The following is a 23415-nucleotide window of genomic DNA, read 5'->3' on the forward strand; positions in this document are numbered from 1 at the left end:
GAGGGATTTACAATGAAAAACAAACTTTTATTTAGGGAGTTATCAGCTATTATAAAAAACAAAAAGCTGCTGATTCCGATTATCGCAGTGATGTTTATTCCGGTTTTATACAGCGGAATGTTTCTGTGGGCATTCTGGGATCCATACGATCAATTAAATGACCTTCCGGTTGCCATTGTTAATGAAGATGCAGGTGCTGTACTGGAAGGAAATGAATTGCAGCTGGGCAATGACCTTGTTGATAAGTTAATGGAAAGCAAGGACTTTAATTTTCAATTTGTTGAAAAAGGAGAAGCATACAAGGATCTAAATGATCAGCAATACTATATGCTGGTTGAAATTCCTAAGAACTTTTCCAAGAATGCAACAACTCTGCTGGAAGACAACCCGCAAAAAATGAATTTGATCTATGTTCCCAATGAGAGCTACAATTTTCTATCAGCTCAAATTGGAGAAACAGCTATAGAAAGAATAAAAGCGTCTCTATCAGAAAAAGTAACGGAGACATATGCCGAAACAATGTTTGATAAAATAGGGGAATTGGCAGATGGCATTGGGCAGGCTAGTGATGGTGCCCTTCAAATCAGTGAAGGAGCAGCTGATCTTAAGGACGGTTCCAGAACCTTGCATGAGAAGCTTGAGCTTTTAGCCGATAAATCGATTGAGTTCAATAACGGTGTAAGCTCAGCAAGCAAAGGCTCTGAAGAAATGGCAAAAGGAGCTAAATCTCTTTCAGAAGGTTTAGGCAAGCTGGCTGCAGCCCAGTCGGAATTGAGTAATGCGTCTGATCAGCTTAAATCTGGAAGTGAAAACCTCTCTGCTGGTGTTACACAAACAAAAGAAGGAACTTTAATGGTAAAAGAAAAACTTCCAGGTATGATTGATGGAACCAAACAGCTAGAAAATGGAGCAAATACATTATCTTCATCACTTGAGCAATGGCAAGCGGAAGCACAAAAACTCAGCGGAGGCACTGCCCTTTTAGAACAAAAGCTGCAGGGCATTTTATCGCAGCTTCCAGAAGGTTCTCCTGAAAAGGCTGAACTTCAGACTGTTCTTGCACAGCTGAAGACTGGATCAGCCCAGCTTGCCGAATCAGCCGGTAAACTATCTGCTGGCGGAGCCGGACTGTCCCAAAAAATAGGTCAGCTAAATGCAGGACAAATGCAGCTCCAGCAAGGAATAAATCAGCTTGCCCAAGGAACATCCGAGCTCGAAAAAGGCTCTATTCAGCTGGTACAGGGCCATAAAGATTTCAGTTCCGGAATGGAAACATTTGCTCAGAAGTTTGGTGAAGCACAGGCAGGAGCTGACAGGCTTGCAGGAGGTGCATCAGATTTGTCAGGCGGTCTTGGCAAACTGACACAAGGTTCAGCAGCATTTGCAGATGGCACGAAACAGCTTGAAGATGGTGCAGGTAAGGTTGCTGAGGGTAATTCACAAATTTATGAAGGTTCGTCTGAATTAGCCAATAAATTAGCGGATGGCGCTGAAAATGCATCATCAGTAGATGCCAGCGATAAAACTTTTAATATGATGGCAAATCCGGTAGAAATAGATAATGAGAAGATTACAGAAGTTCCAAACTACGGTACGGGGTTTGCACCATATTTTCTGTCTCTTGGTCTATTTGTTGGAGCTCTGCTGCTTTCTATTGTTTTCCCGCTTAGAGAACCGGCTGGCGTTCCACGCTCAGGATTCAGCTGGTTTGCAAGCAAGTTTGGAGTTTTAGCAGGAATAGGCATTATTCAGGGGCTCATTGCAGCGATGATACTATTACTGGGACTAGGCCTGGAAGTGCAGAGTGTACCATTGTTTCTTCTGTTTACTATCCTAACCAGCCTGACTTTCATAGCGCTTATTCAATTTTTTGTCACTGCCATGGGTGATCCGGGCAGGTTTGCTGCGATTATTATATTAATACTCCAGCTGACAACAAGTGCCGGTACTTTTCCGCTTGAGCTGATTCCTAATGCACTGCAGCCAATCAGTTCATATTTGCCAATGACCTATTCTGTTTCCGGTTTTAAGGCAGTTATTTCAAGCGGCAATTTTGATTTTATGTGGGAAAATGCGGTGATTCTCCTGAGCTTCGGAGCCTTGTTTATTGCAGGATCCTTTATATACTTTATTGCCATGCACAAAAAGAGATTTGCAGCTGCTTTTGAGCAGCAAAATTGATTATAGGTAAAAGCAAAGCCAGCCCTGCAGGGCTGGCTTTAAATATATTATTCTATAAATCTGTCATTCCCATGCATTTTTCACACTTGTTTCCGTAGCATTCATGCTGCTCTTCGATTGACTTCCCGCATTCTGAACATTGTTTTGCCGGCAGGTTTCTGAAAAACTCCATAATGTTTTGAATCATGTTGAAGCCTCCTAATTTGTGTTTTTGTTCTAAATAGTTCGATTATTTAAATCTATTGTATTATAACAGCGTTTTTATGTCAACGTCTGTTTCAATACAATTTTAAAAAAGTGAAAAAATAGGCATAATCTAGTATATTGGACATAGGAAAGCCAGGTTATCCAGTTATAGCGAATCCGTTTATGCTTTCTTTTAGGCTCTTTTCGAATAAACTGCTGTTTTTTCGGCTATCGATGTTATCTATTGATTTCCGCTAGAAGCTGCTCCAACGGTGTTTCGCAACTTCCGCTGCAATCAACTCAGTAAATAAATTATAAAAGCAACAAACTTTGCAAAAACAGCATTCATTCTATATAGCCCATAAATTCTGATGTTATTTATCTGTAATAGCTTCAGACGGCATTCACTTTTCTAATTAGGAGGAATTTGTGATGAAGTTAACTGTAATTGGCAGCTGGGGAGGTTACCCTAAAGCTGATGGGGCAAGTTCCGGGTATTTGCTCGAGCATGAAGGCTTTCATTTGCTGGTCGACTGCGGAAGCGGAGTGCTTTCGAAAATGCAGAATTTTATTCAGCCAGAAGAGTTAGACGCGGTGGTTATATCGCATTACCATCCAGATCATATTGCAGATATAGGAGTACTGCAGCATGCCAGGCTCATTCAGGGGTTCTTGGGCAGAAAAACAGATACTCTGCCGATTTACGGACATTCTTTCGACCAGCCCGAATTTGCCAAGCTTACATACAAGGATATTACTAAAGGTGTCGCCTATGATCCTGAAGCAATTCTCACAGCAGGACCGTTTCAAATTCGCTTTTTGAAAACCAATCATCCTGTGCCATGCTATGCAATGAGAATTGAAGCAGACGGCAGTTCCGTTATTTACACGGCAGATACCTCTTATAAGAAAGAGCTGGAGGCATTTAGCGAAAATGCAGATCTATTAATATGCGAGTGTAATTTTTATGGTCATCAAAACGGGAAGAACGCAGGGCACATGACAAGCTTGGATGCTGGAACATTGGCAAGCATTGCAAAGGTGAAAAATTTGCTGCTGACTCATTTGCCTCATTATGGTGAAGTGCGAAAGCTGAAGGAAGAGGCATCTACTAAATATGCCGGTCCAATTTCTTTAGCGGATTATCAATGGTCCCATATTTTTTAAGGAGGAAAACATATGCTTTTTATCGACAACCAGGGAATCACAGATCCCAGAATTAACCTTGCAATTGAGGAATATGCATTAAAAAATCTTGATATAGAAGAAACCTATTTGCTATTTTATATTAATGAACCCTCCATTATTATCGGGAAAAACCAGAATACAGTGGAAGAGATAAATACGGAGTACGTTGAGAATAATGGCATCCATGTTGTCAGAAGGCTATCTGGTGGCGGGGCTGTTTATCATGATTTAGGCAATTTGAACTTCAGCTTTATTACAAAAGATGATGGTGATAGCTTTCATAACTTCCGAAAATTTACCGAGCCAGTTACAGAAGCTTTGCAGAAGCTTGGTGTGAATGCTGAATTAAGCGGCCGGAATGATTTGATGGCAGAAGGCAGAAAAATATCGGGGAATGCCCAGTTTTCCACTAAAGGGAGAATGTTTAGCCATGGTACCCTTTTGTTTGATTCCGAAATAGAAAGTGTAGTTTCAGCGTTAAAGGTAAAGAAGGATAAAATTGAATCAAAGGGCATTAAATCAATTCGAAGCCGGGTTGCTAATATTTCGGAGTTTCTGGATGAAAAAATCACTGTTGAAGAATTTCGCTCTTTACTGCTAAAGAATATTTTTGGGGATTTAGATGAAATTCCTGAGTACAAGCTTACGGATGAAGATTGGGAAAAGATTCATCAGCTGTCCAGGGAGCGCTATCAAAACTGGGATTGGAATTATGGAAGATCGCCTAAATTTGATCTTCAGCATTCTCATCGCTTCCCTGTAGGGCAAATTGATATCAGACTAAATGTCACCAAAGGAAAAATTGAGGGATGCAAAATATATGGAGACTTCTTTGGGGTTGGTGATGTTAGTGAAATTGAAAACAAGCTAACAGGAATCCGCTATGAAAAGTCAGAGATTGAAAAGGCTCTTGAAGGAGTGGAAGTTAAGCATTACTTCGGAAATGTGACTAAAGAAGAATTTATCAACCTGGTGTATTAACGATTGAGAGCTGGCATAATGCCGGCTTTTCTTATTCGTATAAGTTTTGTGGAGCAGTTTGCCTGTAAAAAGATTCGCTTTCCTACTTGAATACAAAAATTTCTTTCAATATAATATATTTAGAAAATTTATTAAATAAAAATGAATGATCATTCATTCATATTAGGGGGAGTGTAAATGAATTTAACACAGCAGCTGCATGAAACGGCGACTAAGATGGGCGATAAGACTGCCTATTATTTTATGGACCAGTCAAGCACGTATGCGGAGCTTGATAGCGCTGTATCCAAATTTGCGGATGGGCTTTCAAAACTGGGATTGGAAAAAGGGGATCATGTTGCTCTTTTACTGGGGAACTCACCGCATTTTGTCATCGGCCTTCATGGGGCTTTGCGGCTGGGAGCAACTGTTATACCGATCAACCCTATTTATACACCTGATGAAATTGCCTACATTGTAAATAATGGTGATGTAAAAGCGATTGTCACGCTTGATCAATTAGTGCCTTTAATTGAAAAAATTCATGATGTGCTTCCAAAGGTGGAACATTTTATTATTTGTGACACTCCTCAGGGACAAGCATCAGAAAAGGATTTGTCAGCTTTATCGGCTTTCCCGAAAATGAAATCGTTTACAAATTTGATTGCTTCAGGAGATCCTGGGTTTAAAGGCCCTGAACTTGAAGAAGATGAAACAGCCGTTATCCTCTATACATCGGGTACGACCGGCAAGCCAAAAGGTGCCATGCTGACACATAAAAATCTATACAGCAATGCAAAGGATGTCAGTGACTATTTACACATGAACGAGAATGACCGGGTTATTACTACTTTGCCAATGTTCCATGTTTTCTGTTTAACGGTTGCTCTCAATGCGCCTCTTATGAATGGGGCTACTATTTTAATAGACCCTAAATTTAGTCCGAAAGAGATCTTTAGGCTCTCCCAAAAATATAAACCTACTGTTTTTGCGGGAGTTCCGACCATGTACAATTTCCTTCTTCAGTATGAAGACGGCAGCCCGGAAGATCTGAAATCGTTAAGGTTGTGTATATCAGGCGGTGCTGCAATGCCGGTGGCACTTCTTCATGGCTTTGAGAAAAAATTCAATGTCATTGTTTCGGAAGGATACGGCCTTTCAGAAGCTTCGCCGGTTACTTGCTTCAATCCGCTGGATAAACCGCGTAAAGCAGGCTCAATCGGGCAATCCATTATGAATGTCGAGAATAAAGTGGTAAATGAACTGGGAGAGGAAGTCTCTGTTGGCGAAGTAGGTGAATTGATTGTCCGCGGGCCTAACGTGATGAAGGGATACTACAAGCTGCCTGAAGAAACCGCAGCAACCATCCGCGAAGGCTGGCTTTATACAGGAGACCTTGCAAAAAGGGATGAGGAAGGCTATTTTTATATCGTTGACCGTAAAAAGGATCTTATTTTAGTCGGCGGCTATAATGTATATCCCCGGGAAGTCGAAGAGGTGCTCTATAATCATGGGGAGATCGTAGAAGCTGCTGTATTAGGGGTGCCAGATCCGAATCTGGGTGAAGCGGTAAAGTGCTATGCAGTAACTAGTAATCCCCGGCTGACAGAAGAATTGTTGCTCGCATACTGTGCAGAGCATCTGGCTAAATATAAAGTGCCGTCATCGATTGAGTTTTTAGAGGAGCTTCCAAAGAACACAACTGGAAAAATCTTGCGGAGGGCATTGAAGAATCAGGTTCTTCAGACTAAATAGGCTTTGAAGGACAGGCATAACTTATGTCTGTCCTTTTTTAATCTTCATTGGAAGTTGCTGAATTTGAAAGGGTTTTCGCGGAATTTATCGAATTATTAGATAGCAAAGGGAAGAGGAGAGATACATATGAATTCTATTGTGGTCGAAAAAAAGGATCATATTGCGGTCGTTACAATTAACCGCCCTGATGCATTAAATGCTTTTAATTATGAAACTTTGTCGGAACTTCAGGAATCAGTTGAGAAACTGCGCACCAGCCCTGATGTTCGCGTTGTGATTTTTACAGGGGCAGGAGCAAAAGCCTTCAGTGTAGGAGCCGATTTAAAAGAACGCAGGACACTATCTGATGAGGAAGTACGCAGAAATGTATATAAAATAGGTGAGGTTTTTTCGCTGGTTGATCAGCTCCCGCAGCCTACTATTGCAGCAATAAATGGTTTTGCGTTCGGAGGCGGGATGGAATTGGCATTATCCTGCGACTTCCGAATTGCAGTTACCGGAACTTCCATGGGACTTACAGAAACAAGTTTAGCCATAATACCAGGTGCAGGCGGTACACAAAGGCTGCCAAGACTGGTTGGCCAGGCTAAAGCCCTTGAACTAATCCTTACAGCCAAGAGGCTTACTTCTGAAGAAGCGCTTGCATATGGCATTCTTACTAAAGTGACCGAAAAGGATAATCTCTTGCATGATTGTTTTGAATTTGCCGAACAAATGCTTAATAACGGTCCGCTTGCTCTTCAGCAGGCTAAATTTGCTGTAAAGCATGGTATGGGTGTTGATTTGCAGACTGGGCTGCAGATTGAAAGGAAGGCGTACGAAGTCATTATCCCAACGGAAGATAGAGTAGAAGCCCTTACAGCTTTTGCCGAAAAAAGAAAGCCTGTGTTTAAGGGGAAATAGAATGAATAAACAGTTAGGGACACCGCAGCATTTTTTGCGGTGTTTTTTATTAATATAATAAATTTTTAGAAAATTATTAAAAAACTTCTTGAATCGTGCAACTATTGACTATATAATTTAGTGAATAAAAGCATAAAAGCATAAAAGTGATAAAGCAGAGATAAAAGGGGGATCATCAAGTATGTTAGAGAAAGTAAAAACAATTAAAGCTATAGCTGCAGCAGGTCTTATAGGAACTCTACTGCTAAGCGGCTGCGGAAGTGAAAGTACAAATGGGGAAGCCGGCTCTTCGGATAAAGAAAAGAAAGAGTCAATTAATATAGGAGTTACGCAGATCGTCGAACATCCTTCGTTAGATGCGGCACTTGAGGGCTTTAAAAAGGCATTAGAGGATTCTGGCATTGAAGCAAGCTATGATGTCCAGATTGCACAGGGGGACCAGAACAATAATCAGTCCATTGCCAATAACTTTGCAGGAGATGGGGTAGACCTGATCTTTGCCAACTCTACTCCAAGTGCATTAAGTGCACTTAATGCAACTAAGGATATACCAATTGTATTTACTTCGGTAACTGACCCAGTTGGGGCGCAATTAGTAAAATCAATGGATTCTCCAGAAGGAAATATAACTGGAACAACAGATACTCATCCTGATGCGATACCTAACATGGTTAAGTTTATAGATGAACAGTTTGAGGCTGAAACAGTGGGTGTTATTTTCAATTCCGGAGAACAAAATTCAGAGGTGCAGATTGAAAAGGTGAAAGAAGCTCTTTCAGGCACAGATATGAAATTGGCCGAAGCTACAGTATCCAATTCCTCTGAAGTGAAACAGGCTGCAGAATCACTTGTCGGAAAAGCAGATGCCATTTATATTATTACGGATAATACTGTTGTTTCGGCTTTGGAATCAGTTATACAGGTTTCAAACGACAATGATATTCCGCTTTTCGTGGGAGAGCTGGACTCTGTTAAACGCGGAGGATTCGCTGCATACGGATTTGACTATGAAGATATCGGATATGAGGCCGGGGAAATGGCAGCAAAAGTTTTAAAAGAAGGCAAGAAGCCATCCGAACTTCCAGTCCAATATCCGCAGAATCTAAAGCTGGTAATCAATAAAGAGGCTGCAGAAGAAATGGGCATTGACTTAAAAGATGAATGGAACGAGCTTGCTGAATTTGTGGAGTAATGTCAGCAAGTAAATAACGCTTTTTACATGATAAACAGTCTAGTTTCTGCGCCACCCCGCTCAAGGCCACAAGTCAAGGCAAAGGAAGCCTTTCCATGAATCTAAGTCTTGTGCTTGGGGCCTCTAGAATGGGGGTCATGCAGACGTTGCCACAAGACGCAGCGTTCTTAAACTGCGTTACTTCGTGAGCATGGCGCTTGCGCTTTTCTAATAGAAAGGAAGATTACTATGCCAACTGCCATCTTTGGCTCCATTGAAGCAGGTGCGATTTATGCCTTAATGGCGCTGGGCGTTTACCTCTCATTCAGAATATTGGATTTCCCCGATTTGACGGTGGATGGAAGCTTTGTAACAGGTGCATCTGTTGCTGCTGTCATGATAACAGGAGGATATAATCCATTTTTGGCAACAATAACAGCACTACTTGCGGGTTTTGCAGCAGGCTGTATTACAGGCCTTCTTCATACCAAGGGAAAAATTAATGCCCTTTTGTCCGGAATATTAATGATGATAGCATTATACTCTATCAATCTCAGGATAATGGGTAAGTCAAATGTTCCTCTGCTTTCGGAGGAAACGGCTATCACAAAAATTACAGCATTCTGGCAGGGACTTGGATTTGACCAGGCGATTCAAAGCCTGCTGGGAGCACTAGGGATGAGTTTTGTTCCTAAAACCTGGGGGATTCTTTTGCTGATGCTGGTTTTGGCATTTGCTGTAAAGATATTGATTGATCTTTTTTTAAAGACAGACATTGGATTGGCAATACGGGCAACAGGGGACAATGAGACGATGATCCGCAGCTTTTCTGCTGATACTGACCTCCTGAAGATAGCCGGCTTGGGTATTTCAAACGCACTGGTTGCTTTTTCAGGAGCATTAGTAGCACAGTATAATGGATTCAGTGATGTTGGAATGGGAATCGGAATGATAATCATTGGACTTGCATCCGTAATTATTGGAGAAGCAATCTTTGGTGCAAAAACAATTGTCAGAGCTACACTGGCTGTCATTGGAGGAGCCATTTTATATCGGATTATCGTAACTCTTGCATTGAGAGTGGAATTTCTTGAAACAGGAGATATGAAGCTGATTACAGCCGTAATTGTGATTGGTGCGCTGATTCTGCCCAAGCTTATTCAGCAGCAAAAGGAGAAGCAGAGAAAGCGACGGAGATTGGCAGAGGCGAAAAATACGAATGCTTACGGGAAAAGTGGTGAACAGTATGCTGCAATTAAATCAGATTCATAAAGTGTTTAATGAGGGAACTCCAGATGAAAAAACAGCTCTGCACAAAATCAATCTTCACCTGAAACCAGGCGACTTCATGACAGTCATCGGCAGTAACGGAGCGGGAAAATCAACTCTTATGAATATGATTTCAGGCAAATTGATGCCGGATATGGGAGAAGTGCTTGTAGATGGCAATGATGTCACTCTCGTGAAGGAACATAAAAGATCCAGGCTAATTGGACGTGTTTTCCAGGATCCGATGGCCGGAACAGCCCCTTCCATGACGATAGAAGAAAATCTGGCCATTGCTTATGCGAGAACTGCAGCCCGCGGACTTCGCCAAGGGGTATCAAAGAAACGCCGCGAATTTTTCAGGGAGAAGCTGGAGATGCTGCATCTAGGATTGGAAGACAGGCTTTCAGCAAAAGTCGGACTGCTGTCAGGAGGAGAGCGGCAGGCGCTATCCCTGTTAATGGCAACTTTCACAGAGCCTAACATATTGCTACTGGACGAGCATACCGCTGCTTTAGACCCGTCTCGTGCAGAATTGATTACAAGCCTTACGAAAGAGATTGTGGAGAGTTATAATCTTACCACATTAATGGTGACCCACAATATGCAGCAGGCACTTGACCTGGGAAATAGGCTGATCATGATGGATAAGGGACAAATTATTTTTGAAACAAATGAAACTCAGAAGAAAGAACTGACAGTAGAAAAGCTTCTTGAAGAATTCCAGAAAATCCGCGGGGAGAAAATGAGCAGCGACAAGGCCATTCTTATTTAGACTTCCGGACCGGACAGGGTTTATGCCCTGTTCGTTTTTTTGTTAAATCACAATTTATTAGACTAAAGCTTGATGAACTAGTTATGGGGCGATAACATATTCTTCTAATATTAAGTCTATTATAGTATAATTTTTAGAACCTTTTATTATCTTTTAGGCGGTGAGTATAATGGCAGAACTAGCAGTCGGCAAGCCTTCCGGTGAAGTTAGAAAAGGGGTGCAGTCGGGAATCAGCATCGCGATTGGATATGCCCCCATTGCTTTAACATTTGGGCTGCTTGCCAAAACAACCGGTCTTACGATTGGTGAAACAGCTTTAATGAGTCTGCTCGTATTTGCCGGGGCAGCACAGTACATATCCCTGAGTCTTCTTACATTGGGAACAGGCATATTTGAAATTGTTTTGACAACTTTTATCGTGAATATCCGGCACTTTTTAATGTCTACCTCTCTTAATGAAAAGTGGGATGATGAACAGGCTGCCAACAAAGTAATGTTATCATTTGGGATTACGGATGAAACCTTTTCAGTTGCAGCAGTTCGTGAAGAAAAGGTAACAAGCGGCTATATGCTTGGGCTCATATCGGTTTCATATGCAAGCTGGGTCATTTGCTCGGGCCTTGGGCATCTTATTGGGGCGAGCCTTCCGCAAACCTTGCAGGAAAGCATGTCTGTTGCACTTTATGCCATGTTTGTCGGCCTCCTTGTTCCATCTATGAAAAAGAGTGCAAAAGTTGTTTTTCTTGCCGCACTTGCAGCCTCTTTTAACACGATTTTCACTTTGACCAATACGCTATCGACAGGCTGGGCAATTGTTTTGTCCACGCTCTTATCGGCTGTAATAGTAGAATGGACTGAAAGTGTAAAAAGCAGGAACAGGGGGCAGGAGCATGAGTAGCCATATTGTGTGGATGATTGTGGGGATGGCAGCAGTTACCTATATCCCAAGGCTGCTGCCTTTTGTGCTTTTTAAGGGGAAAGAACTTCCCGGCTTTGTTCAGGGGATATTAAAGAACGTACCTTATGCGACATTAGGGGCACTCATTTTTCCGGGTATTCTGTTTATAAATGAAGATATTTGGTTTGGGCTGCTTGGTGCAGCTGCAGCTTTTCTGGCAGCCTTTTTAGGCGCAAATGTGATTGTGGTCGTGCTTGGATCGATCGCTGTGTTATCTGTATATTCTTTTTTGTTTTAGAAAAGATAATGATGGATGTTCTTTAGCCGGTTCTTTCCTTGAACCGGCTTTTTCAATAGCACTGCTGGTGCAGAAAGAAATGATTGTCCCGTCAAAATAGTTCTATTTACAGATTTTTATACTAAACTAAATATAGAAAGGTTGTACCATAGGGGGGAAATTCGATGGCGCGGAAATTAGGTTTTTACGGGGCTCTGGCCTTTTTCGTATACGGCTTATTTTTTTATTGGTATTTATTCTATTTTGCTGACACTAATCTGCCTTTTGAATATGAAGGGTCACGGGCTGATCCGGCAACTTTCCTGAACGGCAGGGAGCTGATGCTCAGTGAGGAATATTCTAAAATTAGAAACCTGCTGTTTTTTATTTCTACACCTTTTGAGTGGATCTTTTATTTATTTATTCTTTTATTTGGTTTATCAAAGGCATTTAATAAATGGGCTGAACAGACAACGCCATATAAATTTCTGCAAACGGCAATTTATTTGATTTGGCTTTCTTTTTTCGCTTTTATTGCGACGATGCCATTAAGCTATATCAGTTTTTCGCTTTCTAAAACGTATAATATCTCAACTCAGAGCTTCAGCGGGTGGATGAAGGATGAACTCATTGATTTTTGGGTTAATTATGGGGGGATGCTTCTCATTGTGTGTGTTCTTTATTGGCTGATAAATAAGAGCAGGAAAAGATGGTGGCTTTATGCGTGGCTATTATCTGTTCCATTTACCTTATTTATGATGTTTCTGCAGCCGGTTGTCATTGACCCTCTGTATAATGACTTTTATCCTTTAAAAAATAAGGAACTTGAAACGAAAATTCTTGATTTGGCCGCTCAGGCTAAAATACCGGCTGAACATGTTTTTGAGGTCGATATGGCCGAGAAAACGAATGCGCTGAATGCCTATGTAACAGGGATCGGCTCGAATTCAAGAATTGTTCTTTGGGACACTACTTTGAATAAATTAACTGAAGATCAAATTCTGTTTATCATGGCACATGAAATGGCTCATTACGTTGAGAAGCATATTTACATTGGAATTGGAGGATACTTGCTGCTTTCATTGCTAGGACTTTATCTGACAGCCAAGTTAATGGAGAAGGCAGTTGATAAATGGGGAAGGGCCCTTAAAATTTCTGCTGTAAATGATATACGTTCCCTGCCGCTATTTCTGATGATCCTTTCAATGCTGCTCTTTATTTCAAGCCCTTTATCCAATCTTGTTTCGCGGTATCAGGAAACAAGGGCAGACCGGTATGCAATTGAAATGACAAAGGATTCAAAAGCCGCAATAGAAACATTTCAGGAGCTGACACGTGCCGGTTTAAGCCAGGTGAATCCGCCGCTTCTTGTGAAAATTTTCCGATATGGGCATCCAACGATGCTGGAGCGCATTTCTATGCTCGAAGAATTTGAAATCGAACAGAGGCAGAAGGAACGGGAGCAAACAGGGGACTGATTGCTAAACTAAAAAAGCAGGCCAAAAGGCTTGCTTTTTTAAGTTCTATTTTTATAAATATGTATGCTGCCCTCATTGTCAGCCCGAATTTCATTGTGAAAATAGATACCTGCATTATCGTCAATCCCATAACCAGTTGCGACATTGGTTTTTGATACAGCTGCCTTTAGATTTCCCCGTTCATTCCACTTTGTAAAATGGACACTTATGGCACAATCCCTGATTAACCCGAGTCCTTTCAAAAAGAGGTGCTGTCTTTTATATGTATCAATAGGAGGGATGATGCAATGCTCTGGGATAATGAGAGCGCCTGCCGAAAAGCCTGCTACAGGAATACCGTTCATATACATCCTTTTAATGCATTCTCCGGTTTCACTATCCACAATAAACCTTCTGTAACTTTCTGTATCACCGCCTCCAATTATGATGCCAGAACTGGATATCAATTCTTGAAGAAAGGATTCAGCCGGGTCAGCGGAAAGAGGCAAATAGCAGAAATTTTCGGCTCCATTCGGAATTAAGGCAGAAGTATACTTTTTCATATACACCTCCCAGCCTTCCCTTTCCAAAAAAAGTATAGCTATTTTGCCATCCGCACCACAGGCAAGCTTTGTAAACATCCTTCCAAACCTTTGACCGAATGGAGGACTTCCCCCCATTAAAAATAAATGCCTGCTGCTCATTTCCCGCCTTCCTCCCGAAAAAAATAAAATACCCCGCTGATTGGCGGGGGCAGACTGTCTTTTTAAGTGCCAAAACGCTTTGAAAGTTCTTTGTACTTCTTTGAATAATGCATAAATGCCGGTTTATTTCCTTCATCAATCGCCGCGTCTATCTTTTTCATCAGCTTTTCTTTTTCATTATTCAGCAGAACCTCCGAGATCAGCATATCAAGGTAAAGGTCTAATACAAAAGATTCCTTTTGGTTTTTCCTCTTAGATCCACTCATTTTCATTAATTCGGTGTATGATTTTTCCTTCATGGAAATCACCCCTGAGCTTTTTAATATTATATGGAATCACCTTTGAATATTCAACTAAATTTTTTAAATTTTTAGAAATTATTTCTCAAGACGTCATAATTGTGAACAATTTGGAAACTATTTAATTAATTAGTAATTTTTAGATAAATTGGTGGTAATATGGGAAAGTGAGCGCGAAAGAATAAAGGAGATGAGGATATATGAGCCAAAATATTCAAATAATCGATGAATATGAAATCAATCCAAATACGATGATTATTAAACCCCTTTCTTATGGGATAAAAGTTTTTTCGCAAATCTGGGAGCTTGAAGATGAAATAACTTCCCCTTTCAAGCCTTTCGAAATAATTAAAAGCAGCTGCAGCTATTTTGGATCAAGCTATGAAGGAAGAAAAGAGGGTACACGCCAATTAACTGGCTTCACCCATAAAGCTCCGATAACGATTGACCCCACCAATTACATTTACTTTTTCCCGACGGCTTCTCCATACAATCCGGAATGCATCTGGATTGCATTGGATCACATTGAATATTTCAAGCGGGCGGAAAACGCTCAAACTCAAGTGGTTTTTAAAAATAAGCAAAGCTTTATTATTCCAGTATCTTATACGACTCTTAATAACCAGGTGCTCAGAACAGCATTGCTTAAAACGACATTAATAAAAAGGATAAAAGATTCGGAGAGAAAGGCATTGTACTATGTGAATGGTTCTAAATTAATGAATGCTTCGGAGAGAAGTGGAGCCTACCAATAGAGAAGGAATTAGAACTGCAGGATAACTAAGAAGCATGCGGAATTTCATGCTTCTGTTTTCCGTGTATGTTATCTTATTTAGCTGCAGGCTCTTCTTATTACAAAATTAATTGGCCTTTAGATTTTTCCCTGATCCCGGCAAAGATCTTTTAAGGAGATAATAGGTCATTAGCTCCTGAACTTTATTGCGGATGCGGGGATTAAAATAATTATGGTGTTCCTCATATCCTTTATACAGGAACATAAACATAGTAAACGCCTCATCCCTTTTTATTTCCTGTACCTTTAACTGGTTTTTATTCATATAGCGTTTTACCTCAGAGAGTTCACTTTGAATGACCTTCATTGTTTCTTCAACCAAATCAAGATATGGCTGTTTTAGTTTAAACGGGCTTTTATTAATGACAATAGAGTCGCGGTTTAAGACCGTCAGCACCATTGGCAGATAAATTGCCTGTTCCATGATATTACGGTCTTCCTCAGGAATTCTGGTCATATTGTTTTGCTCCCCTTAATTAATAATATCCTGTCAGTTGTAAGAACAAATGTTCTTGTTTAATTTTACAAAGGAATGTTTTATCTTGCAAGAGCCTATATTTGTCGAAATACTGTTATACTTCATCATTTCCAATAATTAAAAAAAATTTCAGCATGCAGCTTATTGGCAGGGATTTTATTTCTGATGTCGAAATAAGGAGAACAGCACAGTTAGGAGGATAAAATAAATGACGCAAAAAAGGACAATTAAACCAGAAGATCTTTATCAATTAAAATCTGTAGCTGATCCGCAGCTTTCCAGGAATGGAAATGATCTGGCTTTTGTAGAGACCAGAATGCTTGAAGAAGAAAATACATATAGTTCAAATATCTTTTATATTAATACCGCTGAAAGCAATAAGCCTGTTCAGTGGACTTACGGCAAACACCGAAATCATTCACCCCGCTGGTCTCCAGATGGGGAGTTAATTGCATTTGTTTCAGACAGGGGAGGCAAGCCGCAGATTTATGTGATGAGCAAAGCAGGAGGAGAAGCCAGACAGCTGACTCATTGTGCGAATGGTGCTTCAAATCCTGTTTGGTCCCCTGATGGAAAGAAGATTGCCTTCAATCTTTCAATAAAACCGGGTGAAGACGCGGAAACAATGGAAGAAAATCAAGAAAACAAGGAAGAAATGCCAACTCCGATTGAAATCGAAAAAATGAAACACAAATCCGATGCCCAGGGCTTTTGGAACGGAAGATACAGGCAGGTTGCATTCATCGATATAGCAACTGGCGAGGTGGAGCATGTAACAGCTGGTGAACATGATTTTCAGTTGCAGGACTGGTCACCAGATGGGAAATGGATTGCTGTTTCGGCAGATTTGAGTGAAGATAAGGATTTTTCTTTTTTAAGCGATGTGTATATCATCCATCTTGACACAAAAGACATAAAAAAAATTACAGATGGAAAAGGTTATTTTGGAAGCGCGTCATGGTCACCAGATGGAAAACAAATAGGATTGTTTGGACATGAAAGGGAATACGAAAACGCAACACATACCAAAGTATGGGTTTATAATCTCGAATTTGGAGAACTTCAGTGCCTGACGGCAGAATCTGACATATTGGCCGGTGATTATGCCATCGGAGATTTCCAGCAGGGTGCAGTAACACCGGGAATTCTTTGGGCGGAGGACAGCAGAAGCTTTTATTTCCTTGCAACTGATCATGGCAATACCGTTGTTTATTATGGATCTTTAGAAGGGGAATTATATCCAGCTCTGCTGGATCAGCAGCATGTATATGGGCTGACGACAGGCGGGACTATCAATAAAGCGGTTGTAGCTATCAGCAAGCCGTCATCTCCCGGAGAGCTATTTTTACTTGATGTTCCGACAGGGGAATTGAAACAGCTGACAAGTGTCAATGAAGAATTCCTGAGCGGAGTGGAGCTGGCAGATGCAGCGCCAATTCAATTTAAATCTTCGGATGAGTGGGACCTGCATGGCTGGATCATGAAGCCTGCCGATCTGAAAGAAGGCCAAAAAGCGCCGCTTGTGCTTGAGATCCATGGCGGGCCACATGCTATGTATGCCAATTCTTATTTCCATGAATTCCAATGCCTCGCTGCAAAAGGATATGCGATACTATATATCAACCCTCGGGGGAGCCATGGATATGGTCAGCATTTTGTAGATGCTGTCAGAGGAGATTACGGGGGCAAGGATTATGAGGATATTATGGATGCTGTCGATTATGCGCTCGAAAACTTCGATTTCATCGATAAAGAACGGCTTGGCGTAACGGGAGGAAGTTATGGAGGCTTTATGACCAACTGGATTATTGGACACACCAGCCGGTTCAAAGCAGCAGTCACTCAGCGCTCCATATCCAACTGGATCAGCTTTTATGGAGTAAGCGATATCGGTTACTATTTTACTGATTGGCAAATCAAAAGTGATATGAATGATATAGAGAAATTATGGAAACATTCTCCGCTTGCTTATGCGAATGAAATAAATACACCACTCCTGATTCTGCACAGCGAAAAAGACTATCGCTGTCCAATTGAACAGGCAGAGCAATTATTTATTGCCTTAAAGCATCGGAGGAAGACAGCAAAATTTGTCCGGTTCCCTGAAGCCAATCATGAGCTTTCAAGAAGCGGAAAACCGAATTTAAGAATCAGCCGTCTGAATTACATTGCCGGCTGGTTTGATGAATATCTCTAAATTGTAACCGCAGGCCTTAGGGTCTGCGTTTTTTTAATTAATGCTGTAAAGTAACATGAAAATCGCCGATATATCAATGAAGTCAGTTTTCATACAGAAGGCAGAAACTATTAAAAATAAATTGCAAAGAATTCAATTTATCTGCAGAATATAAGGGTATGCAGGATATACCAGCAATGATATCGAAACTTTTTTATAGAAACAGCAGTCGAATAAAGGTGAGGGTATTTCCCTGCCTGCGGCCGAATTTATAATTTTACTGCATAGAAAGGACTTATACTAATGAGATCAGATAGATATGAAAAGAAGAAAAAGAAAAGAAAATGGAAATCTGTCCTCCTGATTCTGTTTCTCTTGATTGCAGGAACCCTTGGCTATTCGTATTTTCAGTTCAAGCAAGGCGTCTCCCAGACAGAAGGAGAAGCAAATATACAGGCGGAAGAGTTTGAATTTAATGGCGAAAAAGATAAATATGGCGGGACGAATATCCTGATTCTTGGAAGTGACGCAAGGGGAAAAGAGAAATCACGGGCAGATACGATCATGGTTGCTCAATATCATCCTGATAAGGGAACATATAAGCTTATTTCCTTTATGAGAGATATGTATGTGGATATACCGGGCCATGGGCAAGACAGAATAAATGCAGCACTTGCTTATGGAGGACCTGAGTTATTGAGGCAGACACTAAAGGAGAACTTTGATATAGATATTAAATATTATTCCATTGTTGACTTTGAAGGCTTTGTCCATTTAATTGATGAAGCTTTTCCAAGAGGAGTGGAAATTGACGTGGAAAAGAGAATGTCAGCTAATATAGGTGTTACTCTGGAACCAGGCCTGCAGCGGCTTGATGGAGAGCATCTCCTAGGGTACGTCAGATTCAGGCAGGATGCAGTAGGGGATTTTGGAAGAGTGGAACGCCAGCAGAAAGTTATGAAAGAAGTAGCAAGCCAGTTTACAAGCCTACAGACCATTACGAAGCTTCCAAAATTAATCGGGGTGGTAACTCCTTTTGTTAATACCAATATGAACACAGGTGATATCCTGTATATGGGAAAAGATTTCTTATCGAAGGATAACAGGAATGTAGATACTCTTCGTGTTCCTGTTGATGGGACATTTGAAAACCAGAGAATAAATGGTGCTGCGGTATTGGGCATAGATAAGGAGGCGAATAAAGCGGCAATCCATGAATTTCTGTCTAAATAAAATAGGCAAAAACATTGTTTTTGGCGGATTAGGTGTACAATATAAGGGGAAATGGTAAAACTAGGGGAACCTTATTTTTTACCAAAACGATTTGACTAAGTTATTGCTGCATATTGGACAAGGAGATACTAATGGATTTTGAACTGCTCAAAGATTGGTTTACATTAGAGAATATAATGGATTTAATCCGGGAGTACCGTTCATTTGGGCCTCTTCCCGGTATTTTGCTTCCAATGCTAGAAGCATTTTTGCCCTTTCTGCCTCTGTTTTTGTTTGTAATGGCAAATGCGAGTGCATTTGGTCTCTGGCTGGGATTTTTATACTCCTGGGTCGGAGCTGTGGCAGGGGCCTTGTTTGTTTTCCTGCTGGTCAGAAAATATGGCCAGAAACGAATACTCCGTTTTTTGAAAAATCATAAGCAGGTACAGAAGCTTATGAAATGGGTTGAAAAGCATGGATTTGGGCCATTGTTCATCCTTCTTTGTTTTCCATTTACACCTTCAGCGGTTGTCAATATTGTAGCCGGGCTTTCAAATATCAGTATTGCTCAATATATGCTGGCAGTTCTGACTGGAAAAATAGTGATGATTTTTACAATAAGCTTTGTCGGATACGATATCAGATCCTTAATAACGCAGCCAATTCGGACTGCCATTGTTGCATTGGTCATTTTCATTCTTTGGTATGTCGGCAAAATTATTGAAATAAAGATGAATATGAGCGTAGAAAAAGGCCGCGGGAATAAAAAGCATTGAATGCGTAAGTACTAGGGGAGATGCATGGTGAAGGAAGGATTGAGAAAAGAAGGAGCGGAATGGCTGAAGGCTTTTGCAATTGGCATCATTATTTTTGCTTTTATACGGACTTTTTTCTTCTCCAATTACGTTGTAGAAGGTGAATCCATGATGCCTACTCTTCAGGATGGAAATAAGCTGATTGTCAATAAAATCGGCTATCAGGTCAGCGATTTAGAGCGCTTTGACGTAATAGTTTTCCATCATAATGATGAAGAGGATTTTGTAAAAAGAATAATAGGTATGCCAGGGGATGAAATTGCATACCGTAATGATGAATTATTTATTAATGGCAAGAAAGTGGATGAACCATACTTGGATAAATACCGGAAAGAAACCTCAGGAGGAAAACTTACAGGTGATTTTACACTGCTCGAGATGACGGGAACGGAAACAGTGCCGGAGGGCAAACTATTTGTTATGGGGGATAATCGCCTCGGAAGCTGGGACAGCCGGCATTTTGGATTTATATCAGTCAGCCAGGTTGTAGGAAAAGTAAACCTTCGCTATTGGCCGCTTGATGAAATGGATGCGTCATTCTAGCAGGTATTTCAGTAAAGGGACTCGATGATTAGTCGAGTCCTTTTTATTTTTGCAGGAATGACTAATTTTAGATAACATGCAAATTGGGGTTTTCTCTATATTCTGGTTCGCAGTTTACACAGACGTTCTCATCATAGTCAGTCATATTCACATCTTCACGATTGTATTCAATTCCGCAAAGGGAGCAGGCAGCCATTTTTTCTTCTTCCATTTCTTCCGGATGAATGGGTATAGCGTCATTAATATTAAAGGGTTCTACTGTAATTCCGCGTGATTTGGCCATTTCGGAATTTAAGTAATCCTTTGCTAATTCTTCACTTTCCCAAAATCCCAAGTCCCATAACAGCTCCTTTGCGTCTCCGTTTTGTGCCATCAATCCATAAACAACTTTCATTAAAATTGCCCCTTTCCAATTTGCTGTCTATTGTTTTTTATTTCTTAGCCTTTTTTGACTGCAGTTAAACCGATTCGAAAAATTCCCATCTTTTTTATTGAAAGGATCAGGATTTTTTACAAGGATGTTTTTGAATGGTTTGCTGCTTTTTTATAAATTATTTACTGAGCTGATTCTCCATTTTTCGTGCGGTGTTTATTCAAGGAAGCTTATTCAAAGCCCTGCGGGAGAAGACTCGACGCCGGCCTTGGGTTCGCTGAACAGCTTGAAAATAAAACGCGCACGGGATACAGGAGAATCTGCGGGCTTTGTCGAATAAAAGCTGATGTACATGTTTATTAATTTTGTTTTAGTCTTTAATATCCGAATAATCAAATATATAGAGGGGTGCATTTAATGAGGCTTAAGGGTAAAGTTGCCATTATTACAGGTGCTGCCAATGGGATTGGTCTCGCTGCAGCAGAAAGGTTTGCTGGTGAAGGAGCGACTGTAGCCATTGCAGATTATGATGAAGATATGGGAATCTCCAGGGCTCAAGAGCTTAAAGAAAAAGGCTTAAATGCAGAGTTTTTTCAGGTAAATGTAGCTGACAGGCATAGCATAGACAGTATGGCGGAAGCTGTAAAAGCCGCATTTGGAAAAATTGATATCCTTATCAATAATGCAGGAATAACAAGGGACGGTATGCTTGCAAAATTATCTAAGGACGATTTTCATGCGGTTATTGACGTGAATCTGGCAGGTGTCTTCCATTGTACACAAGCAGTGCTTCCTTTCATGCTGGAGCAGGGAAGCGGAAAAATTATCAATACATCTTCGGTTTCTGGGATCTATGGAAACATTGGACAGACAAACTACGCAGCAGCCAAAGCGGGTGTGGTGGGAATGACCAAAACATGGGCAAAAGAACTTGGCAGAAAAGGAATTAACGTAAATGCTGTTGCTCCGGGATTTATTTCTACAGGCATGACAGCAAAAGTGCCGGAAAAGGTCATTGGCCAAATGCAGGGCATGGTTCCACTGGGCAGGCTGGGAAAACCGGAGGATATTGCGAATGCATATCTTTTTCTTGCTTCAGATGAATCTGATTATGTGAATGGCACTGTCCTGCATGTAGATGGCGGTATTATGATGTAATAACCTGACTCTGAGCAGGTGCTCAGGTAATCAGATAATGAACGAGGTGGAAATAAGGATGAGAAATGTTGTAATTACATCAGCAGTCAGAACACCAGTAGGTACATTTGGAGGAGCTTTTAAAGACCTTCTGCCAACAGATTTAATTGTACCTGTATTAAAAGAGGCTTCGGAAAGAAGCGGTTTGCAAAGCAGTGAGGTGGATGAAGTCATTTTGGGACACTGCATCCAGCGTACAGATGAGCCGAATACGGCAAGAACAGCAGCATTGCTTGCGGGCTTTGACGATACGACAACAGGGTTTACAGTCCAGAGACAATGTGCATCCGGTATGCAGGCCATTATTTCTGCTGCGCTGCAAATACAATCAGGCATGTCAGACATCGTGATTGCAGGAGGAGTAGAAGCCATGAGCTCCAGTCCTTATGTATTAAAACAGCATCGCTGGGGCGCACGCATGCAGCATGGGCAGGTTACGGACACAGTATGGGAGATTCTTGAAGATCCAATCCATCATATTATGATGGGAGAAACGGCAGAAAACCTGGCAGAAATACATTCGATTACAAGGGAAGAGCAAGATGAAGTGGCATTGCTGAGCCATAAGAGAGCATTACACGCAATTGAAAACGGTTACTTTGATTCGCAAATCGTGCCAGTTACTATTAAAGGCAGGAAAGGGGAAGTAACCATTACAAAAGATGAAAACCCTCGTACAGATATAACATCGGAAAAGCTGAGCAGCTTGAAGCCGGTCTTTAGAAAAGGCGGATCGGTAACAGCGGGAAATTCATCAAGTCTGAATGACGGCGGAGCAGCACTTGTCCTAATGCCCGAAGACCTGGCTTTAGAAAAGGGACTGAAGCCGATGGCAAGGATTGCCGGCTTCTCTGTGGCGGGTGTAGATCCAAAGGTAATGGGAAGAGGGCCTGTTCCGGCAATTAAAAAGGGCCTGCCACATGTCAATTGGTCCCTTGAAGAAGCAGACTTGATTGAAGTGAATGAGGCTTTTGCAGCCCAATATTTGGCGGTTGAGAAAGAGCTTGGCTTAAATCGGGAAAAAGTAAATGTAAATGGAAGCGGTATCAGTCTTGGCCATCCCATTGGATGTACAGGTGCACGTCTTGTTGTGAGTCTAGTTCATGAGCTGAAGAGGAGAGGCGGCCATAAAGGAATAGCATCTCTATGTGTTGGAGGCGGAATGGGAGCCACAGTTTTTGTGGAAATGTACGAATAAAGAGTTCCTTCGGGGGCTCTTTCCTTTCCATATACTCCTTCTCCTAATAATTTTCCAGGGAGTGATACAAGTGTTAAGCAATACGATATTATCAGGGGACAATATTATTTTAGGGTCATTTATTGACGAAGATATCCAAAAGATAATCGAGTGGCATTCGGACGAAGAAACCATGAGAAATCTGGATGCTCTTCCAGTCAAACCTAAACGGGAAACAGAAATTAAGAAGTGGCTTGATGAATGCCCCAAGGATACCTTCAGGTTTTCGCTCAGGTTAAAAGAGGCAAATGAATTGATCGGCTACGCAGAATTAAACGGTATTTTATGGCCGCACAGAACAGGCTGGCTTACCATAGCCATTCCAGATGGAACCAAATGGGGAAAAGGGTATGGAAAAGAAGCTATGAAATGCCTGATGCGCTATGCTTTCAGGGAACTGAATCTGCATAGACTGCAGCTGACAGTATTTTCGTATAATACTAGAGCCAGGACACTTTATGAAAGTCTTGGATTTCAGAGAGAAGGCTGTTACAGGGAATTTCTTGAAAGAGATGGAAAACGGCATGATATGTATCTATACGGTCTTCTCAGAAAGGAATGGAAAACGTGA

25 protein-coding genes are annotated in these 23415 nt (G+C 41.2%); 20 read left to right on the forward strand and 5 right to left on the reverse strand.

Annotated elements, in window-relative coordinates; all coding sequences use genetic code 11:
• Nucleotides 1–12 precede the first annotated feature (12 nt).
• Complete coding sequence (locus AC6CHU_RS13995; protein ID WP_159866105.1) at nt 13–2181, forward strand: YhgE/Pip family protein; 2169 nt, start codon at nt 13–15, stop codon at nt 2179–2181.
• 52 nt (nt 2182–2233) lie between these two features.
• Here the strand turns inward: AC6CHU_RS13995 and yhfH are convergent, their stop codons facing one another.
• Nucleotides 2234–2368, reverse strand: coding sequence for a protein YhfH (gene yhfH, locus AC6CHU_RS14000; protein ID WP_076261153.1), 135 nt, complete (start codon nt 2366–2368; stop codon nt 2234–2236).
• A 431-nt stretch (nt 2369–2799) separates the two neighbouring features.
• On the opposite strand from yhfH, the gene AC6CHU_RS14005 reads away from it, so the two are divergent.
• The 10 genes from AC6CHU_RS14005 to AC6CHU_RS14050 all read left to right on the forward strand — a co-directional run bounded on the left by AC6CHU_RS14005 (nt 2800) and on the right by AC6CHU_RS14050 (nt 13038).
• On the forward strand, nt 2800–3534 hold the full coding sequence (locus AC6CHU_RS14005) for an MBL fold metallo-hydrolase (protein ID WP_159866107.1): 735 nt from the start codon (nt 2800–2802) through the stop codon (nt 3532–3534).
• Nucleotides 3535–3546: 12 nt separating this feature from the next.
• A complete protein-coding gene (gene lplA, locus AC6CHU_RS14010; RefSeq protein ID WP_159866109.1) occupies nt 3547–4536 on the forward strand; it encodes a lipoate--protein ligase in 990 nt (329 codons plus the stop codon).
• A 177-nt stretch (nt 4537–4713) separates the two neighbouring features.
• Complete coding sequence (locus AC6CHU_RS14015; RefSeq protein WP_159866111.1) at nt 4714–6270, forward strand: fatty acid--CoA ligase family protein; 1557 nt, start codon at nt 4714–4716, stop codon at nt 6268–6270.
• Nucleotides 6271–6396: 126 nt separating this feature from the next.
• Complete coding sequence (locus AC6CHU_RS14020) at nt 6397–7173, forward strand: enoyl-CoA hydratase-related protein (protein ID WP_498122102.1); 777 nt, start codon at nt 6397–6399, stop codon at nt 7171–7173.
• Nucleotides 7174–7354: 181 nt separating this feature from the next.
• Nucleotides 7355–8365, forward strand: coding sequence for an ABC transporter substrate-binding protein (locus AC6CHU_RS14025; protein ID WP_159866115.1), 1011 nt, complete (start codon nt 7355–7357; stop codon nt 8363–8365).
• A gap of 228 nt (nt 8366–8593) precedes the next feature.
• Entirely contained in the window at nt 8594–9616 is a 1023-nt protein-coding gene (locus AC6CHU_RS14030; RefSeq protein ID WP_159866117.1) for an ABC transporter permease, read from the forward strand.
• Nucleotides 9591–10385, forward strand: a complete 795-nt coding sequence (locus AC6CHU_RS14035) for an ABC transporter ATP-binding protein (protein ID WP_159866119.1) — start codon at nt 9591–9593, stop codon at nt 10383–10385. Before AC6CHU_RS14030 ends, AC6CHU_RS14035 begins: the two co-directional genes overlap by 26 nt.
• A 169-nt stretch (nt 10386–10554) precedes the next feature.
• Entirely contained in the window at nt 10555–11283 is a 729-nt protein-coding gene (locus AC6CHU_RS14040; RefSeq protein WP_159866121.1) for an AzlC family ABC transporter permease, read from the forward strand.
• The gene (locus AC6CHU_RS14045) at nt 11276–11581 is read left to right on the forward strand and encodes an AzlD domain-containing protein (protein WP_009331384.1); all 306 of its coding nucleotides are present in this window, start codon (nt 11276–11278) and stop codon (nt 11579–11581) included. Before AC6CHU_RS14040 ends, AC6CHU_RS14045 begins: the two co-directional genes overlap by 8 nt.
• 164 nt (nt 11582–11745) lie before the next feature.
• Nucleotides 11746–13038, forward strand: coding sequence for a M48 family metallopeptidase (locus AC6CHU_RS14050; protein WP_159866123.1), 1293 nt, complete (start codon nt 11746–11748; stop codon nt 13036–13038).
• Nucleotides 13039–13076: 38 nt separating this feature from the next.
• On the opposite strand, the gene AC6CHU_RS14055 is transcribed toward AC6CHU_RS14050, so the two are convergent.
• A complete protein-coding gene (locus AC6CHU_RS14055; protein ID WP_159866125.1) occupies nt 13077–13721 on the reverse strand; it encodes a Type 1 glutamine amidotransferase-like domain-containing protein in 645 nt (214 codons plus the stop codon).
• Nucleotides 13722–13783: 62 nt separating this feature from the next.
• Complete coding sequence (locus tag AC6CHU_RS14060) at nt 13784–14020, reverse strand: IDEAL domain-containing protein (protein ID WP_159866126.1); 237 nt, start codon at nt 14018–14020, stop codon at nt 13784–13786.
• Between the two features lie 200 nt (nt 14021–14220).
• Here AC6CHU_RS14060 and AC6CHU_RS14065 point away from each other — a divergent pair, with 200 nt between their 5' ends.
• On the forward strand, nt 14221–14775 hold the full coding sequence (locus tag AC6CHU_RS14065) for a competence protein ComK (protein ID WP_159866128.1): 555 nt from the start codon (nt 14221–14223) through the stop codon (nt 14773–14775).
• A gap of 105 nt (nt 14776–14880) precedes the next feature.
• On the opposite strand, the gene AC6CHU_RS14070 is transcribed toward AC6CHU_RS14065, so the two are convergent.
• Nucleotides 14881–15270 (reverse strand): YhjD family protein, encoded by a 390-nt coding sequence (locus AC6CHU_RS14070; protein ID WP_159866130.1) that lies wholly within the window; start codon nt 15268–15270, stop codon nt 14881–14883.
• A gap of 229 nt (nt 15271–15499) precedes the next feature.
• Between AC6CHU_RS14070 and AC6CHU_RS14075 the strand changes: the two genes are divergently transcribed.
• The 4 genes from AC6CHU_RS14075 (at nt 15500) to lepB (ending at nt 20037) form a co-directional block, all read left to right on the forward strand.
• Nucleotides 15500–17488, forward strand: coding sequence for a S9 family peptidase (locus tag AC6CHU_RS14075; protein WP_159866132.1), 1989 nt, complete (start codon nt 15500–15502; stop codon nt 17486–17488).
• Nucleotides 17489–17770: 282 nt separating this feature from the next.
• Nucleotides 17771–18700 (forward strand): LCP family protein, encoded by a 930-nt coding sequence (locus AC6CHU_RS14080; RefSeq protein ID WP_201306551.1) that lies wholly within the window; start codon nt 17771–17773, stop codon nt 18698–18700.
• A gap of 131 nt (nt 18701–18831) precedes the next feature.
• Nucleotides 18832–19455 carry a TVP38/TMEM64 family protein gene (locus AC6CHU_RS14085; RefSeq protein WP_159866134.1) on the forward strand — a complete coding sequence of 208 codons (624 nt, stop codon included), beginning with the start codon at nt 18832–18834 and terminating at the stop codon, nt 19453–19455.
• 27 nt (nt 19456–19482) lie between these two features.
• Nucleotides 19483–20037, forward strand: a complete 555-nt coding sequence (lepB, locus tag AC6CHU_RS14090) for a signal peptidase I (RefSeq protein ID WP_159866238.1) — start codon at nt 19483–19485, stop codon at nt 20035–20037.
• A 67-nt stretch (nt 20038–20104) separates the two neighbouring features.
• Here lepB and AC6CHU_RS14095 read toward each other — a convergent pair whose 3' ends face one another.
• Nucleotides 20105–20431, reverse strand: a complete 327-nt coding sequence (locus AC6CHU_RS14095) for a hypothetical protein (RefSeq protein WP_159866136.1) — start codon at nt 20429–20431, stop codon at nt 20105–20107.
• 130 nt (nt 20432–20561) lie between these two features.
• Between AC6CHU_RS14095 and AC6CHU_RS14100 the strand changes: the two genes are divergently transcribed.
• The 4 genes from AC6CHU_RS14100 (at nt 20562) to AC6CHU_RS14115 (ending at nt 23415) form a co-directional block, all read left to right on the forward strand.
• Nucleotides 20562–20750: a hypothetical protein gene (locus tag AC6CHU_RS14100; RefSeq protein WP_498122106.1), complete on the forward strand. Its 189-nt coding sequence runs from the start codon at nt 20562–20564 to the stop codon at nt 20748–20750.
• Nucleotides 20751–20827: 77 nt separating this feature from the next.
• Nucleotides 20828–21568, forward strand: coding sequence for a 3-oxoacyl-ACP reductase FabG (gene fabG / locus AC6CHU_RS14105; RefSeq protein WP_159866138.1), 741 nt, complete (start codon nt 20828–20830; stop codon nt 21566–21568).
• Nucleotides 21569–21626: 58 nt separating this feature from the next.
• Nucleotides 21627–22805 (forward strand): thiolase family protein, encoded by a 1179-nt coding sequence (locus AC6CHU_RS14110; RefSeq protein ID WP_159866140.1) that lies wholly within the window; start codon nt 21627–21629, stop codon nt 22803–22805.
• A gap of 70 nt (nt 22806–22875) precedes the next feature.
• Nucleotides 22876–23415 carry a GNAT family N-acetyltransferase gene (locus AC6CHU_RS14115; RefSeq protein WP_498122108.1) on the forward strand — a complete coding sequence of 180 codons (540 nt, stop codon included), beginning with the start codon at nt 22876–22878 and terminating at the stop codon, nt 23413–23415.

This window comes from Cytobacillus sp. GQ23, from assembly GCF_059758675.1.

Excerpts from the sequence above, each read along its gene's own strand:
- AC6CHU_RS14060 (WP_159866126.1), bottom strand. The coding sequence starts at position 14,020 with ATGAAGGAAAAATCATACACCGAATTAATGAAAATGAGTGGATCTAAG.
- AC6CHU_RS14040 (WP_159866121.1), top strand. The coding sequence starts at position 10,555 with ATGGCAGAACTAGCAGTCGGCAAGCCTTCCGGTGAAGTTAGAAAAGGG.
- AC6CHU_RS14015 (WP_159866111.1), top strand. The coding sequence starts at position 4,714 with ATGAATTTAACACAGCAGCTGCATGAAACGGCGACTAAGATGGGCGAT.
- AC6CHU_RS14085 (WP_159866134.1), top strand. The coding sequence starts at position 18,832 with ATGGATTTTGAACTGCTCAAAGATTGGTTTACATTAGAGAATATAATG.
- AC6CHU_RS14035 (WP_159866119.1), top strand. The coding sequence starts at position 9,591 with ATGCTGCAATTAAATCAGATTCATAAAGTGTTTAATGAGGGAACTCCA.
- yhfH (WP_076261153.1), bottom strand. The coding sequence starts at position 2,368 with ATGATTCAAAACATTATGGAGTTTTTCAGAAACCTGCCGGCAAAACAA.
- AC6CHU_RS14020 (WP_498122102.1), top strand. The coding sequence starts at position 6,397 with ATGAATTCTATTGTGGTCGAAAAAAAGGATCATATTGCGGTCGTTACA.
- AC6CHU_RS14110 (WP_159866140.1), top strand. The coding sequence starts at position 21,627 with ATGAGAAATGTTGTAATTACATCAGCAGTCAGAACACCAGTAGGTACA.
- AC6CHU_RS14070 (WP_159866130.1), bottom strand. The coding sequence starts at position 15,270 with ATGACCAGAATTCCTGAGGAAGACCGTAATATCATGGAACAGGCAATT.
- AC6CHU_RS14075 (WP_159866132.1), top strand. The coding sequence starts at position 15,500 with ATGACGCAAAAAAGGACAATTAAACCAGAAGATCTTTATCAATTAAAA.
- AC6CHU_RS14045 (WP_009331384.1), top strand. The coding sequence starts at position 11,276 with ATGAGTAGCCATATTGTGTGGATGATTGTGGGGATGGCAGCAGTTACC.
- AC6CHU_RS14030 (WP_159866117.1), top strand. The coding sequence starts at position 8,594 with ATGCCAACTGCCATCTTTGGCTCCATTGAAGCAGGTGCGATTTATGCC.
- AC6CHU_RS14055 (WP_159866125.1), bottom strand. The coding sequence starts at position 13,721 with ATGAGCAGCAGGCATTTATTTTTAATGGGGGGAAGTCCTCCATTCGGT.
- AC6CHU_RS14005 (WP_159866107.1), top strand. The coding sequence starts at position 2,800 with ATGAAGTTAACTGTAATTGGCAGCTGGGGAGGTTACCCTAAAGCTGAT.
- lplA (WP_159866109.1), top strand. The coding sequence starts at position 3,547 with ATGCTTTTTATCGACAACCAGGGAATCACAGATCCCAGAATTAACCTT.
- fabG (WP_159866138.1), top strand. The coding sequence starts at position 20,828 with ATGAGGCTTAAGGGTAAAGTTGCCATTATTACAGGTGCTGCCAATGGG.
- AC6CHU_RS14095 (WP_159866136.1), bottom strand. The coding sequence starts at position 20,431 with ATGAAAGTTGTTTATGGATTGATGGCACAAAACGGAGACGCAAAGGAG.
- AC6CHU_RS14080 (WP_201306551.1), top strand. The coding sequence starts at position 17,771 with ATGAGATCAGATAGATATGAAAAGAAGAAAAAGAAAAGAAAATGGAAA.
- AC6CHU_RS14050 (WP_159866123.1), top strand. The coding sequence starts at position 11,746 with ATGGCGCGGAAATTAGGTTTTTACGGGGCTCTGGCCTTTTTCGTATAC.
- AC6CHU_RS14065 (WP_159866128.1), top strand. The coding sequence starts at position 14,221 with ATGAGCCAAAATATTCAAATAATCGATGAATATGAAATCAATCCAAAT.
- AC6CHU_RS14025 (WP_159866115.1), top strand. The coding sequence starts at position 7,355 with ATGTTAGAGAAAGTAAAAACAATTAAAGCTATAGCTGCAGCAGGTCTT.
- AC6CHU_RS13995 (WP_159866105.1), top strand. The coding sequence starts at position 13 with ATGAAAAACAAACTTTTATTTAGGGAGTTATCAGCTATTATAAAAAAC.